The 15,493-nt window shown below is 68.2% G+C and carries 11 protein-coding genes and 1 pseudogene; 8 read left to right on the top strand and 4 right to left on the bottom strand.

What is annotated here, in order from left to right:
- Positions 1-74: 74 nt before the first annotated feature.
- Positions 75-1,262: an RsbRD N-terminal domain-containing protein gene (locus AC1DR1_RS09290; RefSeq protein WP_476992502.1), complete on the bottom strand. Its 1,188-nt coding sequence runs from the start codon at positions 1,260-1,262 to the stop codon at positions 75-77.
- A gap of 162 nt (positions 1,263-1,424) precedes the next feature.
- On the opposite strand from AC1DR1_RS09290, the gene AC1DR1_RS09295 reads away from it, so the two are divergent.
- The 6 genes from AC1DR1_RS09295 to AC1DR1_RS09320 all read left to right on the top strand — a co-directional run bounded on the left by AC1DR1_RS09295 (position 1,425) and on the right by AC1DR1_RS09320 (position 10,224).
- On the top strand, positions 1,425-2,762 hold the full coding sequence (locus AC1DR1_RS09295) for an MFS transporter (protein WP_476992503.1): 1,338 nt from the start codon (positions 1,425-1,427) through the stop codon (positions 2,760-2,762).
- A complete protein-coding gene (locus AC1DR1_RS09300) occupies positions 2,759-4,384 on the top strand; it encodes a thiamine pyrophosphate-dependent enzyme (protein ID WP_476992504.1) in 1,626 nt (541 codons plus the stop codon). Before AC1DR1_RS09295 ends, AC1DR1_RS09300 begins: the two co-directional genes overlap by 4 nt.
- A 12-nt stretch (positions 4,385-4,396) precedes the next feature.
- On the top strand, positions 4,397-5,824 hold the full coding sequence (locus tag AC1DR1_RS09305; protein WP_364748375.1) for a gamma-aminobutyraldehyde dehydrogenase: 1,428 nt from the start codon (positions 4,397-4,399) through the stop codon (positions 5,822-5,824).
- A 22-nt stretch (positions 5,825-5,846) separates the two neighbouring features.
- On the top strand, positions 5,847-7,598 hold the full coding sequence (locus tag AC1DR1_RS09310) for an amidohydrolase (protein WP_476992505.1): 1,752 nt from the start codon (positions 5,847-5,849) through the stop codon (positions 7,596-7,598).
- 9 nt (positions 7,599-7,607) lie between these two features.
- Complete coding sequence (locus AC1DR1_RS09315; protein ID WP_364748372.1) at positions 7,608-8,870, top strand: M20 family metallo-hydrolase; 1,263 nt, start codon at positions 7,608-7,610, stop codon at positions 8,868-8,870.
- Between the two features lie 388 nt (positions 8,871-9,258).
- Entirely contained in the window at positions 9,259-10,224 is a 966-nt protein-coding gene (locus AC1DR1_RS09320) for an amidohydrolase family protein (RefSeq protein ID WP_476992506.1), read from the top strand.
- Between the two features lie 445 nt (positions 10,225-10,669).
- Here the strand turns inward: AC1DR1_RS09320 and AC1DR1_RS09325 are convergent.
- Together AC1DR1_RS09325 and AC1DR1_RS09330 are read right to left on the bottom strand one after the other, a co-directional pair.
- Positions 10,670-10,936: pseudogene (locus tag AC1DR1_RS09325) on the bottom strand (IS110 family transposase); the annotation flags it as partial.
- Between the two features lie 268 nt (positions 10,937-11,204).
- Positions 11,205-11,972 (bottom strand): VOC family protein, encoded by a 768-nt coding sequence (locus AC1DR1_RS09330; protein WP_364748368.1) that lies wholly within the window; start codon positions 11,970-11,972, stop codon positions 11,205-11,207.
- A gap of 91 nt (positions 11,973-12,063) precedes the next feature.
- On the opposite strand from AC1DR1_RS09330, the gene AC1DR1_RS09335 reads away from it, so the two are divergent.
- Together AC1DR1_RS09335 and AC1DR1_RS09340 are read left to right on the top strand one after the other, a co-directional pair.
- On the top strand, positions 12,064-12,663 hold the full coding sequence (locus AC1DR1_RS09335) for a YdeI/OmpD-associated family protein (RefSeq protein WP_364748366.1): 600 nt from the start codon (positions 12,064-12,066) through the stop codon (positions 12,661-12,663).
- Positions 12,664-12,757: 94 nt separating this feature from the next.
- A complete protein-coding gene (locus tag AC1DR1_RS09340; protein ID WP_229994628.1) occupies positions 12,758-13,600 on the top strand; it encodes a phosphatase PAP2 family protein in 843 nt (280 codons plus the stop codon).
- Here the strand turns inward: AC1DR1_RS09340 and AC1DR1_RS09345 are convergent.
- On the bottom strand, positions 13,553-15,493 hold the full coding sequence (locus AC1DR1_RS09345) for a glycogen debranching N-terminal domain-containing protein (protein WP_476992507.1): 1,941 nt from the start codon (positions 15,491-15,493) through the stop codon (positions 13,553-13,555). The two genes, AC1DR1_RS09340 and AC1DR1_RS09345, sit on opposite strands and share 48 nt — an antisense overlap.

Consider the following 15,493-nt stretch of genomic DNA (forward strand, 5'->3'; position numbering starts at 1 on the left):
ACCAAAATTGTGTGTTCACACAACCCAGAGGCAAGGTTCAGGCAGGCCGCCCTACGCCAGCACTCCAGCCGCGCTCAGGCCCACGCAACCACCAGCCTGGCCGCTTCGGAGGGTACGGCGAGGTCGATCCCGGTCAGGTCCTGGAAACGGTGAAGCCGGTTGAGGATGGTGTTCCGGTGGCAAAAAAGGGCCTGTGCCGTGGTGGTGATATTGCCGGTGGACAGGAAGTGGCGCACCGTTTCCTCCAGGCGTTCGCGCTCCCCGCCGCGGCATGGCGAGAGTGCCGAGTCCAGGTCCGCCCACAGATCCAGGCCGGCGTCCTGGAGCTGCTGCTTCGCGAGCCTGGCCCAGGCGCCGGCGGCAGTTAGGGGGCCCTTGTCCGAAGGTTGGAGGAGCAGTGCCAGACGCTCGGCAGTCCGTGCCGCTGCCGGGAGGGCGCGCAGGCCGGCAAAGCCTTCCACATAGCCGCAGGGGATCCCGGCGATGCCGGCCGGGAGATAGGCGGGGCCTTCCGGTTGCGCCCGTCCACTGGCGGGACCGAGGGCCCAGAAAACATAGGCGCTGCCGCCGAATTCGTGCACAAAGAGCTTCTGCGAGGACTGCGGGCCCTGAGCTGCGATGGCGCGCAGTTTCGAGGCTGCCTCCCCGCTGGCGGCAACTATGGAGAACCTGGCGTCAGGATCGGTAACGAGGGCTGCGGCCGCCTGGCTGATCGTGTCTGCGGAAAGTTCAGACTTGCTGAAAAGCCGGGCGATGAACTCGCGGCGGATATTTGATTCTTCCTGTGCCATGCGCACCCGTTCCGCCGAGTAGCTCGAGTGCGTATGGGTGGCGAATTCATCCACGACGCGCCACACCCTGTCCACCCTGGATGTCAGCAGCATGGCGTCTTCGGGAACAGAGATCTGCAGCAGGTCATCCCACAGGATGCTGAAATCCAGCCGGACGGCTGAAATCAGGGCCTCGGGAGAGATCCCTGCCCTTGCTCTCTTGGCGCCCAGCTCGGAGGAGAACTGCATCAGCGAGTCGCGGTCGCCGTTGCGGCCCGCCTGCTGCAACTCCTTGTCCCGCAGCCCGTCCACGAGACGGCGGAACGTTTCGCGGGCAGTTTTGCGAAGTTCCGGGAGGTCAACCCTGTTGCCGGCATATTCGGGGATCTCCTGGACCCGGGCCATGAAGAGGTCCACGAGTTCGTCGAGCCGCCCGTGCAGCCGCTCCACCAGTTCTCCCCAGCGCGCGGCGTTGTCCTGAAAGTTGTGCATTTACACATTCTAGGACCGAAATCCCGTGACGCATTGCTAGTTATTTTGGATGAACCTACTGGAAGAATGGAGTCAGACCCAAGGGTGAGCCACATCACGGGGCAGGCGGCGAAAGATGTCGTCCGTCCGAGGTATCCGGTCCCTAGCAATTTGGAGTAATTCATGGCAAGCAACAACAGCACGGCAGTGACGGGGGCGGAGCGCCCGGACCTACGGATCGTGGATGAGAGTGTCACCCGCAAGGTGGCCCTGGCAGCCCTGGTGGGCACAGCCCTCGAGTGGTACGACTTCTTCCTTTTCACCACTGCCGCGGCGCTGGTGTTCAACGCCCAGTACTTCGTGTCCGAGGACCCCTTCGTCTCGGCGATGAGCTCTTTCGCCACCCTGGCTGTCGGCTTCGTGGCCCGCCCGATCGGCGGGTTCATCTTCGGCTCCTTGGGGGACAAGGTAGGCCGGAAGACAATCCTGATGGTCACCATCGTGGGCATCGGCGTCGTGACCGGCCTGATCGGCCTGCTGCCGAACTACATGACGATCGGCATTGCGGCCCCTATTATCCTGGTGGCCCTGCGGATCATCCAGGGACTCGCGGTGGGCGGCGAGTGGAGCGGCGCGGTGATCATCGCCGTCGAAAACGCGCCCGTGGCAAAGCGGGCCCGCTACGCTGCGCTGCCCCAGATCGGTTCGCCGATCGGCACCATTCTGTCCTCCGGCGGGTTCTTCGGCATGCTCTACCTCGTGGGCCAAACGAACTTTGACGCGTGGGGCTGGCGCATCCCGTTCATTGCCGCGATCCCGCTGCTGGCCATCTCGATGTGGATCCGCAGCAGGCTCAGTGAATCCCCCGAGTTCGAGGCCCTCATGGAGTCGGGCGAGACCGAGCACGCCCCCATCCGCGGCGTCCTGACCAACAGCTGGCGCCAGATCCTGGTCGGCATGTGCTCCGCTTTGCTGGGCATCGGCGGTTTCTACCTCATCACCAGCTTTGTGGTCTTCTACGGCACCAAGATCCTCAAGATGCCCTACGAATCCCTGCTCTTGGGCTCCCTCCTCGCGGCAACGCTGGAGATCTTTGTCCTCATCTGGGCTGGCCGAATGGGCGAGAAGTTCGGCGCCAGCCGCGTCATTCTGTGGGGCGGCGTGGTCTCCGCGGTTGTGGCCGTTCCGGTCTTCCTGGCCATCGACACCGCCAACCCCGTCCTGGTCATCGGCGCCATGATCATCGGCGTCGCCACCCTGTCCGTCCCTTACGCGGTGTCCGGCACGGCGCTGACCGCCCTCTTTGCCACGAAGGTCCGCTACACGGGCGTAGCCATCACCTCCAACAGCGCCGGCGTTATTTCCGGCTTTATCCCACTCATCGCCACAGCCCTCGTGGCTGCCAGTGGCAATTCATTCTGGCCCGGGGCCATCATCCTGCTGGTTGTGTCGGTTCTGACCGCACTCTCGGGGATTGTCCTGCCGGCCCTCAGCATCGAAGAAAAAGGTATGAAGCATTGAGCACCTCAACCACCGCAGGGCACCTGATTGTTGCCCAGCTCGAACGCGCCGGCATCCAACGCGTCTACGGAGTCCCCGGGGAGAGCTTCCTGGATGTGCTGGACGGCCTCCACGGATCCTCCATTGAAACCGTGGTGACCCGCCACGAAGGCGGCGCCGGGTTCATGGCCCTCGCCGAAGGCCGGCTCACGGAGCTTCCGGGCGTGGCCATGGTGACCCGTGGTCCCGGTGCCGCCAACGCCTTCATCGCCATCCACACCGCGCACCAGGACGCCACCCCGATGATCCTGTTCGTGGGCCTCATCCCGGTGGCGGACCGCGGGCGGGAGTCGTTCCAGGAATTCGACATCAATGCCTGGTTCGGCAGTACCGCCAAGAAGGTCGTGACGCTCGACGACGCCGCCTCCGCCGCCCGCGTGGTGGACGACGCCATCTTCACGGCCCTCAGCGGCCGGCCGGGCCCCGTGGTGATCGGTCTGCCCGAAGACGTGCTGGTCCACGCCATCGAATCGGCCACAGTGGAGCCCCGCACGATCGCCCGGACCGAACCTGCAGCGGCGGACCTCGCCGGCCTCGAGACGCGGCTGGCCGCTTCCAAGAAGCCCCTCATCGTGGTGGGCGGCGAAGGCTGGAACCAGGCGTCCTCCGACGCGCTGGCCGGCTGGGCCTCCCGCCACGGCATCCCCGTGCTCGCGGAATTCCGCGCCTACGACGCCGTCCCGCACAGCAGCGACTCCTACGCCGGCTACCTCGGCTACGCCCGCAGCGACGCCAACGCCCGCCGCCTCGACGAGGCCGATCTGCTGGTCTTCGTCGGCTGCGTCCGCGCTGACGTGCTCTCAGACGGCTACAAACGCGGACTGGATGCCGTCACGGTCGTCGTCCACCCCGGCGCCGATCTGCTGGGCCACTTCGGCCGGCTGGACCAACACATTCCGGCCCACGTCGCGTCCTTCGCCAACGCACTTGCCGGCACGGAATCCGCGGTGGAACCCGCGGCCGGCTGGCTGGCCGGGGCCCGCGCGGACTACGAGAAGTTCTCCACCGCGCAGCCGGACGGCGGCACCGGTGTTGACCTCGCCGTCGTGATGGAAATCCTCAAGCAGGAAATGGACGACGACGCCGTCATCACCTACGGCGCCGGGAACCACTCGTTGTGGCCGGCCCGCTATCTGAAGCACAATACGGCGAACTCGCTCGCCGCGCCCCGCAACGGTGCCATGGGCATGGGAATCCCGGCGGCGGTGGCTGCCTCCCTGGCCTACCCGGGACGGCAGGTGATCTCCGTATCCGGCGACGGCTGCTTCATGATGAATGGCCAGGAAATGGCCACGGCCATGGGCCACGGCGGGAAGTTCATCGCCCTCGTGGTGGACAACGGCATCTTTGCCACGATCCGTGAGCACCAGGAAGGCCACTACCCGGGCCGGCCCTCGGGCACGCACATGACCAACCCGGACTTCGCCGCGCTGGCCCGGTCCTACGGCGGCTACGGAGAACGCGTGGAGAGGGCAGAGGACTTCGGCGCCGCCTTCCGCCGCGCCGTCGAATCCGGGCTGCCGGCAGTCCTGCACCTGCCGCAGGACCCCACCACCCGCTCACCCAAGACCGCCAGCAACTGACCGGAGCCCGTCATGATCACCCTGCACAACATCATCAACGGTGAGATCGCCCCAGAGGCTGCGGCGGACGGTTCAGCTGCCGCCACCCTCCCGTTCTTCGACCCCGCCACCGGAGTCCAGCTCGGCACCGCCCCGGACAGCGACGACGCCACGGTGGACCGCGCTTTCCAGGCCGCCCACACCGCTTTCCAGAGCTACAAGCGGACCACCCCGGCCGAACGCCAGGCCATGATGCTCAAACTCGCTGACCTCATCGAGGCCAACGTCGACAGGCTCCTCGACGCTGAAGTGGCCTGCACCGGCAAGCCCCGTCAGGTCACCCGCGAGATCGAGATCCTCCGCGGCGCCGACCAGCTGCGCTTCTTTGCCGGCGCCTGCCGCGTAGTGTCCGGGACCGCGCAGACCGAATACGTCCGCGGCTTTTCCTCCACCGTCCGGCGGGAACCCCTCGGCGTGGTCGCCCAGATCACCCCGTGGAACTACCCGTTCATGATGGCCATCTGGAAGATCGGACCGGCGCTCGCCGCCGGCAACACGCTAGTCCTGAAACCGGCGGACACCACACCCTGGTCCACCCTGGTCCTGGGCGAGCTGGCGCAGGAGGCTTACCCGGCCGGCGTCGTGAACGTCATCTGCGGCGGCCGGGGGACCGGTGCCGCCATGGTGGATCACGAGATCCCGGAAATGGTGTCCATCACCGGCTCCACCCGGGCCGGGGCACAGGTGATGTCCGCGGCGTCGAAGACCCTCAAGGACGTCCACCTCGAACTCGGCGGCAAAGCGCCCGCGATCGTCTTCGCCGACACCGACATTGACCTGGCGGCCAAGGAGATCGCGCTCGGTGCGTTCTTCAACGCCGGGCAGGACTGCACCGCCGTGACCCGTGTGCTCGTGGAGGAATCCATCCACCAGGAGTTCGGCTCCGCGCTCGCCGCGGCGGCCGCGGCGCTGCAGGTCGGCGGCGACGCCGCGGACCTGGGTCCGCTGAACAGCGCGGCGCAGCTGGACCGGGTGGAGGGCTTCATGTCCCGGCTGCCCGCGAACGCCAGGGTACTGGCCGGGGGCAAGCGGACGGGCGCCGGCTTCCACTTCGAGCCCACCGTGATCGATGGAGTGTTCCAGGCCGACGAGGTGGTCTGCGAGGAAATCTTCGGACCCGTGGTCACCATCCAGCCCTTCCGGGACGAGTCCGAGGCCGTGGAGCTCGCCAACGGCACGAAGTACGCGCTGGCCTCCAGCGTCTGGTCGAACAACCACGGCGTCGTCACCCGGGTATCCAACGAGCTGGACTTCGGCGCCGTATGGATCAACTGCCACCAGGTGATTCCGGCCGAGGCCCCGCACGGCGGGTTCAAGCACTCCGGCACCGGCAAGGACCTCTCCGTCTTTGGCCTGGAGGATTACACCCGCATCAAGTCAGTCACCACCTCCCACCGCTAAAAGAACCACGCTAGGTAATCCCATGAAACTCGACCTGCTGCTGCGCAACGCGGACATCATCACCATGGATAACCGCCGCCCGCAGGCCACCTCGCTGGGGGTCTGGCAGGGCCGGATTGTGGGCCTCGACGGTGACCTGGACTCGATGGAGGCCGCCGAGGTCCTGGACCTCGGCGGCGCCACCGTGACTCCCGGCTTCATCGACGCCCACTGCCACACCACCTGGTTCGGGCTGGGCCTGGGCGAGCTGGACGTCTCCGCCGCGCGCGGACTGCACCAGCTCTACGCCCTGCTGGAGGCCGGTATGGCGGCAGACAGCGCCGCAGGGCCCGGGGCAGAGCACGGGTCCAGCCCGGCGTCGGGCTGGCTGCTGGCCACCGGCTTCAGCCAGCAGCAGCACGGCGGCGAGTTCCCGGACATCGCCGTCCTGGACCGGATCACGGGAAACCGGCCCCTGTTGATGCGGCACAACTCCGGCCACATGGCCGTAGTCAACACCGCCGCGCTCCGGCTGGCCGGCGCCGAACCGGCGTCGTTTCCGGACCCCGACGGCGGCGTGATTGTCCGCGACGGCGCCGGCCGTCCCACGGGGCTGGTTCAGGAAACCGCGCAGCAGCTGATCCAGCAGCTGATCCTGCCGTACTCATCCGAGGCGATCGAAGCCGCACTGGACCGGGCCACCAGCCACTACGCCGCGGAGGGCATCACGAGCTTCACCGAGGCCGGGATCGGCGGCGGCTGGATCGGCCACAGCCCCGTGGAGCTGGCCGCCTACCAGCGGGCGGCGGCCGGAGGCAGACTCCACGCGCGGGCACAGCTGATGCCGGTCCTTGATGTGCTCCACCCGCTCGGCGGACAGGACCCGCAGGTCCCGGCACCTGCCGGTCTGGACCTGGGCATCGCCAGCGGATTCGGCGGCGACTTCCTGTCCCTGGGCCCGGCGAAGGTGTTCCTGGACGGTTCGCTGCTCGGCGAAACGGCCGCGGTCAGCCAGGACTACTGCAGCCACGGCGGGACGGACAACACCGGCAACACCGGCTACTTCCAGGCGGAACCGGAGGCGCTCCGGGCAAAGATCGAGGCCGCCTACGCGGCGGGCTGGTCGATCGCGGCGCACGCGATCGGCGACAGCGCCGTTGACCTCGCGATCGAGATCATCACCGGCTGCGCCGCGAAATACGGCCCCCGGACCGTGCCCAACAGGATCGAACACGCCTCGATGACGCGGCCGGAACAGCTTCCACGGCTTGCCGCAGCCGACATCGCCGTCACCCCGCAGGCCAGCTTCTTTTTCGACGGCGGGGACGGTATGACGCTGTCCCTCGGGCCGGAACGGCTCGGCTGGGCCTACCGGGCCGCGTCGTTCCTTGCCGCGGGGGTGACTCTCGCCGGCAGCTCCGACCGCCCCGTGGCGGACGGCAACGTGCTCCGCGGCATGCAGGCCTTCGTGGACCGGCGCACCGCCTCGGGCGCCGTTTTCGGGAACCCGGACGAGCGGCTGAGCCCGCTCCAGGCCCTGGCGGCGTATACCACCGGAGCCGCAGCAGCCACAGGCACGTCCGGCATCAAAGGCTCACTGACCACCGGGAAGCTGGCCGACTTCACCGTCCTGTCCGGGTCCCCGCTCACCGCGGGCAGCATCGCCGAACTCCAGGTGCTGGCCACCGCCGTCGGGGGGACGTTTACGTTCCGGACGCCCGGCCTCTCGTCCCCGGTTGCGGTCGATTCGGCCGCAACCGGTCCATTCTTCAACCCAGCTACCAACCGTTCATAGGGGAACACCGTGACTACTCACACCATTTTCAGCACCCGCGACGCCGCGTTCGTGCGGGACTTCCACATCATGAGCGAATTCGGCGCGACCGAGAACGGCGGCGTGGACCGGCAGGCGGCCAGCGTGCCGGACGGCCAGCAGCGGCAGTGGCTCACGGGCCTGCTGGAGGCCAAGGGCTTCACCGTCCGGTTCGACCGGGCCGGCAACCAGTGGGGTCTGTACGAGGCCGTGCCGGGTGCGCCGTTCGTGGTGGTGGGCTCCCACATGGACTCCCAGCCGACGGCGGGACGCTACGACGGCGCGTACGGCGTCCTTGCCGCAGCCCACGCGGCGTTCCGGCTCGTGGAGCAGTGGGCCGCGGCCGGGGCCGCCGGGCAGCCCCGGTTCAACATCGCGGTGGTCAACTGGTTTAACGAGGAGGGCTCCCGCTTCAAGCCGTCCATGATGGGCTCCTCCGTCTACACCGGAAAGCTCGACCTCGAGACCGCGCTGGCCACCACGGACACGGCCGGAGTCTCGGTCCGCGAGGCGCTGGACGCGATCGGCTGCCGGGGCAGCTACGAGGGCCCCGAAGCCGCCTACTGCGCCGAGATCCACATTGAGCAGGGCCGGAGCATGGAGCGCGAAGGCATCACCATCGGCCTGGTGAACTCCAACTGGGCGGCCAACAAATACGAGTTCGTGGTCCATGGCGAGCAGGCCCACACGGGCTCCACTGTGATTGCCGACCGGAAGGACGCGCTGCTGGGTGCCTCCATGATGGTGGTCGCCGCCCGGGAACTTGCCGACACCTTCCCCGGCGTGCTGCACACGTCCGTGGGGCAGCTGAACGTCTACCCCAACTCGCCCGTCGTGGTGCCGTCGCGGGTGAGCCTGCTGCTGGACCTGCGCAGCGCCGATGAAGCTGTCCTGGCCGAGGCGGACGCCCTGCTGGACGAGCGGATCGCCGGGATCGAGAGGCTGGCGAACGTCACGGTGGAGCGCAACCACGCCCACACCTGGCCCGTGACCCCCTACCAGCCCGAGGGCGTTGAACTCGCGGCCAAAGTGGCGGCCGACCTGGGCCTGGCGAACAAGCAGGTCATGACCCTGGCCGGGCATGATTCGACCAACATGAAGGACCTGGTCCCGACGGTGATGCTGTTCGTGCCCAGCGTGGACGGGATCTCCCACAACGAGCACGAATACACCACGGACGAGGACATCGTGGCTGGCCTGACGACGCTCACAGAGGTAGTGAACCGGCTCTGCAACGGGGCGCTGGAGGACTGACCGCGGGCCCGGCTGTACCTCCGAAGGAATCTCAATGATGTTGTCAATGGATTCCTGAGGCCTATGGCTAGGGGCCGAGGCACTTGGCGGTCGTCGTTCCGGGATATGGTCTGCGGGTTTTGCTGTTGCCCATGGACTGTTCCTTTCACGTGGGCGGGGCGGCACCTGTACCGGTGTCCCTTCTCCCCCACCAGCAGGGCGACTAAGAGAACGGCTCCCAGCGCCCGCGGCGGTTGGTACACACGATTTCGAAGAGCGCCCACTGACGGTCTAGCTCAGTCCCAGGCACCGTCCGGCGGTCTGCTCACGGGTCGGATTTGCGAGTAGATTGTTCACATCCGCTGAGGGCCCGCGTATCAGCGAAACGAGCACGTGGACAAGGATCCGGATGGGCCGGCCGTACCGCATTGACACTCACCAGCACATCGTTCCGCCTGGGTATGCGCGCTGGATGCTTGAAAAGGGCATCCGCCCCGGCGGCATTGGCCTGCCGTCGTGGTCCGAGCGCTCAGCGTTGAAGTTCATGGACAGGCACGACGTGCAGACCGGCATCTTGTCCCTGTCCACGCCCGGCGTGTACTTCGGGGACGCTGCGGAGGCACGGCGGCGGGCGCGGGAGATCAACGAATACAGTGCAGAGGTGGTCGCGGCCCGGCCTGAGCGGTTCGGGTTCTTCGCGACGCTCACGCTGCCGGACGTGCAAGGCGCCCTGGCGGTGGCCCAGTACGCCCTGGACACCCTGCTCGCGGACGGGATCGTATTGCTGGCCAACAACGCCGGCCGCTATCTGGGCGATCCTGGCTTTGAGCCTCTGCTGGAGTTCCTGCACCACCGCCGGGCCGTAGTGTTCATCCACCCCGCTGAGCTGCCCGCTCCGGCGGTGCCGGGCATACCCGCCTTTGCCGCAGATTTCTTGCTCGACACCACCCGCACCGCTATCAGCCTGATCCTGTCCGGTGCGATGGAAAAGTTCTCGGGAGTCAGGTTCATCCTGGCCCACGCGGGCGGCTTCGTGCCTTACATCGCCTACAGGATCCTGCTGACGATGCTCAACGATAAGGACCTGGCCCTCAGCGCGCTGGCGGCGCTGGGAGATAAGAAGCAGTCCATCTTGCGGCGGTTTTATTACGACGTGGCCCTATCTGCCAGCCCGGCGGCCCTGCCCAGCCTGCTCGAGGTAGCTGACCCGGGCCGCATCACATACGGAACTGACTTCCCGTTCGCACCCTCTGCGGCGATCGATTTCCTGAATATGGAGTATGAGAATTATCCGCTGGACCCCTCCGTGCGCGCGGCGATAGACCGCGGCAATTCCGAGGCGCTTTTTCCCCGGCTGAGGCCTGAGCAGACTTAGTTCTTATTGTGCGCGTTGCGCTCCCTGGCAGGCGGGGTTCCGGTGGAGATCTTCCTGTCTCTCGGGCTCGTCGCCGTTTTTCCCAGCGAGGACCTTTCCACCCGGTGCGTCGCTGCATGTTGGCTGGAAGGGTCTTGGCAGTCACACGTGGCGGGCAAGCTCACGGACAGGCGTGCTGTGAACCCGTCGGGTTCCTCATCGAAGGAGGTGGAGATGGAGCCGACGACGGTTCCGTCTTCGAGTGCGAGACGGGACCGGCGAAGGCCTGCCGTTTCAGTGGGAGCGGCAGGCTGGTGCTGCTCCGTGAGGACGCTTTGATCCCATTCGCGCATGAAGAGATGCCGTGCGCGCGGAGTGTCGTCGTGCCCCGGAGAGGTAGAAGACGCGCAGGAGCCGCTGGTCGTAGCGGCGGGGCCGGTACCGGGCATGCTCAGCAGCACCTGGGGTGGACGATCCGGCCCGGGATGTAGAGGATGTTCTGGCCGTGGGCGACGAGGATGGCGATCAGGAGCGCCGGGCCGCCGTGGTTCAGGTCGGTCGCCCAGACGACCTCGTCGCCGTCGCCGAGTTTCAGGACGGAGGCGATGAGTTCCAGCAGGGCCGGTTCGTCGTTAGGGATTTTCTGCGAGAGCAGCCGGTTTCCGTCGGCGTCGATCACGACGCAGTGATGATGGGCTTTGCCGGCGTCAATGCCGGCCCATAGATGCACCAAAACAGCCTCCAGTCTGTCGGATGGGTGGAACCCGGCAGATAACCGCGCCGTCGTGTCCCTATCCGGCGATCAAGTCGCGTCTCTCAATCAGCGGTCGGGTCATCGCGGGGCGGCGGGCGGCCAATCCTTCGAAGCCGTCACGACACCAATCGTCCGGCCACAGCAACAAAGCCATACCCGCCACCCCCGGGTAGCCACGACCCCACAACGGCCACGGAACCACCCGACAACACCATAAGGAACAGCCACAGGCGCACGGGAGGGACCGTCAGGCGCCTTCCGGCTTCGCCGAAATCCAGAGCATCGCCCCGTTGGGGTTCTCCGGCAGCTCGACCGCATCGGGGTTGGCCACGTGCAGGGTCCGCCCGAACGCCTCTTCCGTCAGACTGACCGAGTGCCCCGCGGCCGCCAGGCGGTCCCGCAGGGCGGACAGGTCGCCGGTGTATTCAAAGCCCAGGCCGGACCGGGCGGCGCCGCCGGCGGGCCGGACCATCAGCACGCCGCCGTTCTTCGCCGTGAAATCCGCCGTTTCGTCATCGTCCGGTGCCGGGCGCAGCCGTGCGCCCATGTTCCGCAGGGTTTGCGCGGCGGCGGCCGCGTCCGGGGTGAACCAGACCTCGACGACAGCGAGGGCCGGATCGGCGTCCGCGCACTGCGCGCCGTGGGCGGCCTTGTCCGCGAAGAAGCCGAAGCCGTCCTCGCCCGTGATGCGGCACGTGTCGCCGTGGCGGGCGCTGACCAGCTCGGCCGGGGTGGTCCCGTCCTCCACACCCGCGGCGTTGGTGCGGCGCGCGAACTCCGCCAGATCCCCGACCTCGACGCCGAAGTCCGTCTTGCCATCCAGCACCATTCCGGCACCGGCGTCCCCGCCGGGATGGGCGCCGGCGGCGACGCGGTGCAGGGCGAGGCGGCCCGAGCCGGCGTCGAACTCCTGCCAGTCGCCGTCGTCGACCGTCCGCACCATGCCGAGGGCGGACAGCAGACGCTCCCACTGGTCCATGCGGGAGGTGTAGTGGATCGGGCGGACGCGCAGCATGGGATCTCCTGGTGACGTACGGATGTGGCTCCACCTGCCATGGTGCCACCAAAGCACTCATCCGGTCAGCCCCACGGTGCACAATGGGGCCATGGCTGTTGAACTCGAGGAATTGCTGGTGAAGGACGCCGCCGAGTGGCGCGCCTGGCTGGAGCACCATCATGCGCAGAGCCCCGGCGTGTGGCTCGTGCTGCACAAGAAGGGCGGTTCGGTGACCGAACTGGACTACGAGGCCGCGCTGCAGGAGGCGCTGTGCTTCGGCTGGATCGACGGGCAGGGCCGGAGACGGGACGAGGAAAGTTCCTTCCAGCGGATGACCCGGCGGGGACGCAAGAGCGTGTGGTCGGCCCGGAACGTGGAACGGATTGAACGCCTGGAGTCGGCGGGGCGGATGGCCCCGGCCGGCCGGGCCGCCGTCGAGTCCGCCAAGGCTGACGGGCGCTGGGAGGCCGCCTATTCGGGCTCAGCGACGGCGGAGGTTCCGGATGACCTCGCCGCGGCCATCGCGGCGGAGCCCCGGGCGCAGGCGATGTTCGAGGTCCTGACATCCGTGAACAGGTATGCCCTGATCTACCGCACCAACTCGGTCAAGCAGGCCTCCACCCGGGAGAAGAAGATCGCCGGGTTCGTGGAGATGCTCGCCCGGTTCGAAACGCCGTACCCGCAGACCAAGCGGCCCCGGGAACCCTAGCGGTCGCCCGCCGCGGACCCAGCCGCCGGGGGATCCCAGCGAATTCCCAGCGGCCGTCCGGGCTGCAGGTAGTTGCCACTGGCAGGATTGGTCGATGCTTCTTGCCCAGCGTGCCCCGCGACCCCCTGCCCGCCCGCCGCTGACGTCCCAGCGGCGGCTCTTCTTCGTGGCAGCGGGCATGCTGATCGCAGGGGAGACGATCTTCTGGACCGTGCTCGCCGCCGTGCAGTCGAACAGCGGCGTGGCCGCCCTGGACGCGCCCGTGCACGATCGACTCGTGGCGTCCCGGAACCCGCTCGCCACCGCTTTCCTGGCGGCCGTGACCACGGTGACGTCGCCGCTGTGGATGACGGTGATCGGCTGCGCGGTGGCGCTGGCCTGGGCGGTCTGGAAACGGGAAGTCTGGCGTCCCGCCCTGCTAATCGGCGCCATGGCGGCCACCTTCGCGGTGTCCACGCTGATCAAGCACGACGTCGGCCGGGGCAGACCCGCCGCCAGCGACTTTCTGCTGGGACCGGATGATGCCCTGTCATTTCCCTCCGGCCATACCTTCGGTGCCGGCGTCTTCCTGTGCGTCGTCAGCTACCTGCTGGTGGCGGCCCGCGGAACGCGGACGAGCAAACAGTCGACGTCGGTGCTCGCCTTCGCGGCCGCAGCCGCTGGGACGCTGGTGGTTGCCTTCAGCCGCCTGTACCTGGGCTATCACTGGCTGACGGACGTGCTCGCCGCCATGGGCCTGGCGCTCGCCGTTACCGGGATCGTGATCCTGGCCGACGCGCTCCGCGCCTCTATGGCACCGCGGCCGGTACCCCTGACACGGGCCGGGATCCTGAGGCGGCCTGTGCCGGAGGTTCGCCCGGCGGCGGTCCGCCTGTCAGAGCCAGGCCCGTCAGAGCCCGACGCCCATCGCCTGGGCGATCACCACCGCCGAGGCTGAGGACCACGCCTGCGGGTGGCACGACGCCGGATAGGGCACCGCGACGCCCGAGTCCTCGGCCCGCACCCCTGCGAACACCTCCGGCAGCCGGTGCCCGAAGGAGGCCGCCGCCGCGAGCAGGCCATCGGCGAGGATCCGGCCCTCGGCGATGAAACCGTCGGCCAGGAGGCCGCGGATCGCGATGGCGGTGTCGTGGCTCCAGACCGAGCCGCAGTGGTAGCTGAAGGGCCAAAACCCTGCGGCCCGCCGCGAAATCGTGTGCACGCCGTAGCCGGAGAACAACTCGGGGCTCACCAGCCGGTCCGCCACGATCCGGGCCTCGGCCGCGTCCAGGATGCCCGTGCCCAGAAGGTGTCCCATGTTTGAGCCGGGGATGTCCAGGGGAACCCCGTGTCCGTCCAGGGCCATGGCCGGGAACGGTCCGCAGTCGTCCTCAACCCAGAAGCGCTCCCGGAACCTGAGCCGGAGGGCAGCGGCGAAGTCGCGCAGTGCCTGGCCGCCGGGTTCGCCGAAGGCGTCGAACAGCTCCGCCGTTTCCATCGCTGCCTGGTACGCGTAGCCCTGCACCTCGGACAGGGCAATCGGCCCCTCGGCCTGGCGTCCGTCGCGGAACTGCATGGCGTCCCGGGAGTCTTTCCAGCCCTGGTTGCTCAGGCCGTGCCCGGACGCGTCACGGTAGCTGAGGAACCCGCCGTTGCCCGCCGTGCCGTCTGCTGCACCGTCCGTTCCGGTGGTGCCGGCAGCGAGCAGCCATTCCGCGGCGCGTGCCGCGTTCGGCAGCAGCGACCGTACGGCGTCGTCGTCCCGGCCGGCGCGCCAGAGTTCGCCGAGCAGGCAAAGCCACAGCGGGGTGGAATCCACGGCACCGAAGTACACCGGTGGCAGACGCAGGCCCTGGCTCTCCAGCACAAGCTCCTTGGACCGCAGCTCGTGCAGGATCTTGCCGGGTTCCTCGGCCGCCGCGGCGTCCGTGCGGGTGCCCTGGAAGGCTGCAAGTGCGCGCAGCGTGCCCGCCGCCAGACCGGTGTCCGGTCCGGTGTCCAGCGGCAGCAGCAGCCGCGCGGCCCACAGCGAATCCCGCCCGAACAGCGTGAAGTACCAGGGCGCCCCGGCGGCGATGAACGGAGCGTCCGGCAGCTGGCGGGTGGCCAGACGGAGCCCGGCCACTTCATCGAGGGAGTTATCCAGGAGCAGGCCCAAGGCTCCGGCCGGTCCGGTTCGCGGCGGCCGGGCTGCGGGCGGGCGGGCCGCCACCACGGCGGCGTCGTCGTCGGTGAGGACGGCCTGCCATTCGGCCTCGAACGGCCGGCCCCGGCCCAGGGTTCCGCGCCAGGTAAGGTGCCCTTCCGGGGTGACGGCGCCGGCGGCCGCAACCGTCAGGGTCTTGCCGCCCTGCCTCCAGCGCAGCGCGGACCTATCGGCGGAGACCGGCCCGGACGCGTCGCGGAAACGGCTGAGGCGGATCTGGGCCATGTCGGTGAAGTCGGCGGCAAGTTCAATGTCGATTTCGACGTCGAGGGACTCCAGTGAGGTGCGCAGCTGCAAGGTGTGCCGCACCACGCCCGGCGTCACGGTCCAGGTCTGGAAGAGCTCGACGGCGGGATCCTCAGTGGGTCCCGGGATGCCCCGGACCAGGCCCCGGACGCGCAGGACACCGCCGGGCTCGGTCTCGACGGCCGCCGGTTCGGGTTCCAGGCCGTTGACGCGCACGAGCGCCCGGCACAGCATCCGGGTGTCGCCGTGGAGCAGCCCGGTGAACCCGGCCGGATCAGCAGCCTCACCGGCTCCGGGCGGTTTGACCTCGCCGGCCAGGCGGCCGTCCGGATCGAGCCACAGCTGCGTGGGGGCTGCAACGGAGCAGTATTGGCGGTGCAGGCCAGGCTGAACAGTCAT

Source organism: Arthrobacter sp. P4_F10 (assembly GCF_056401435.1).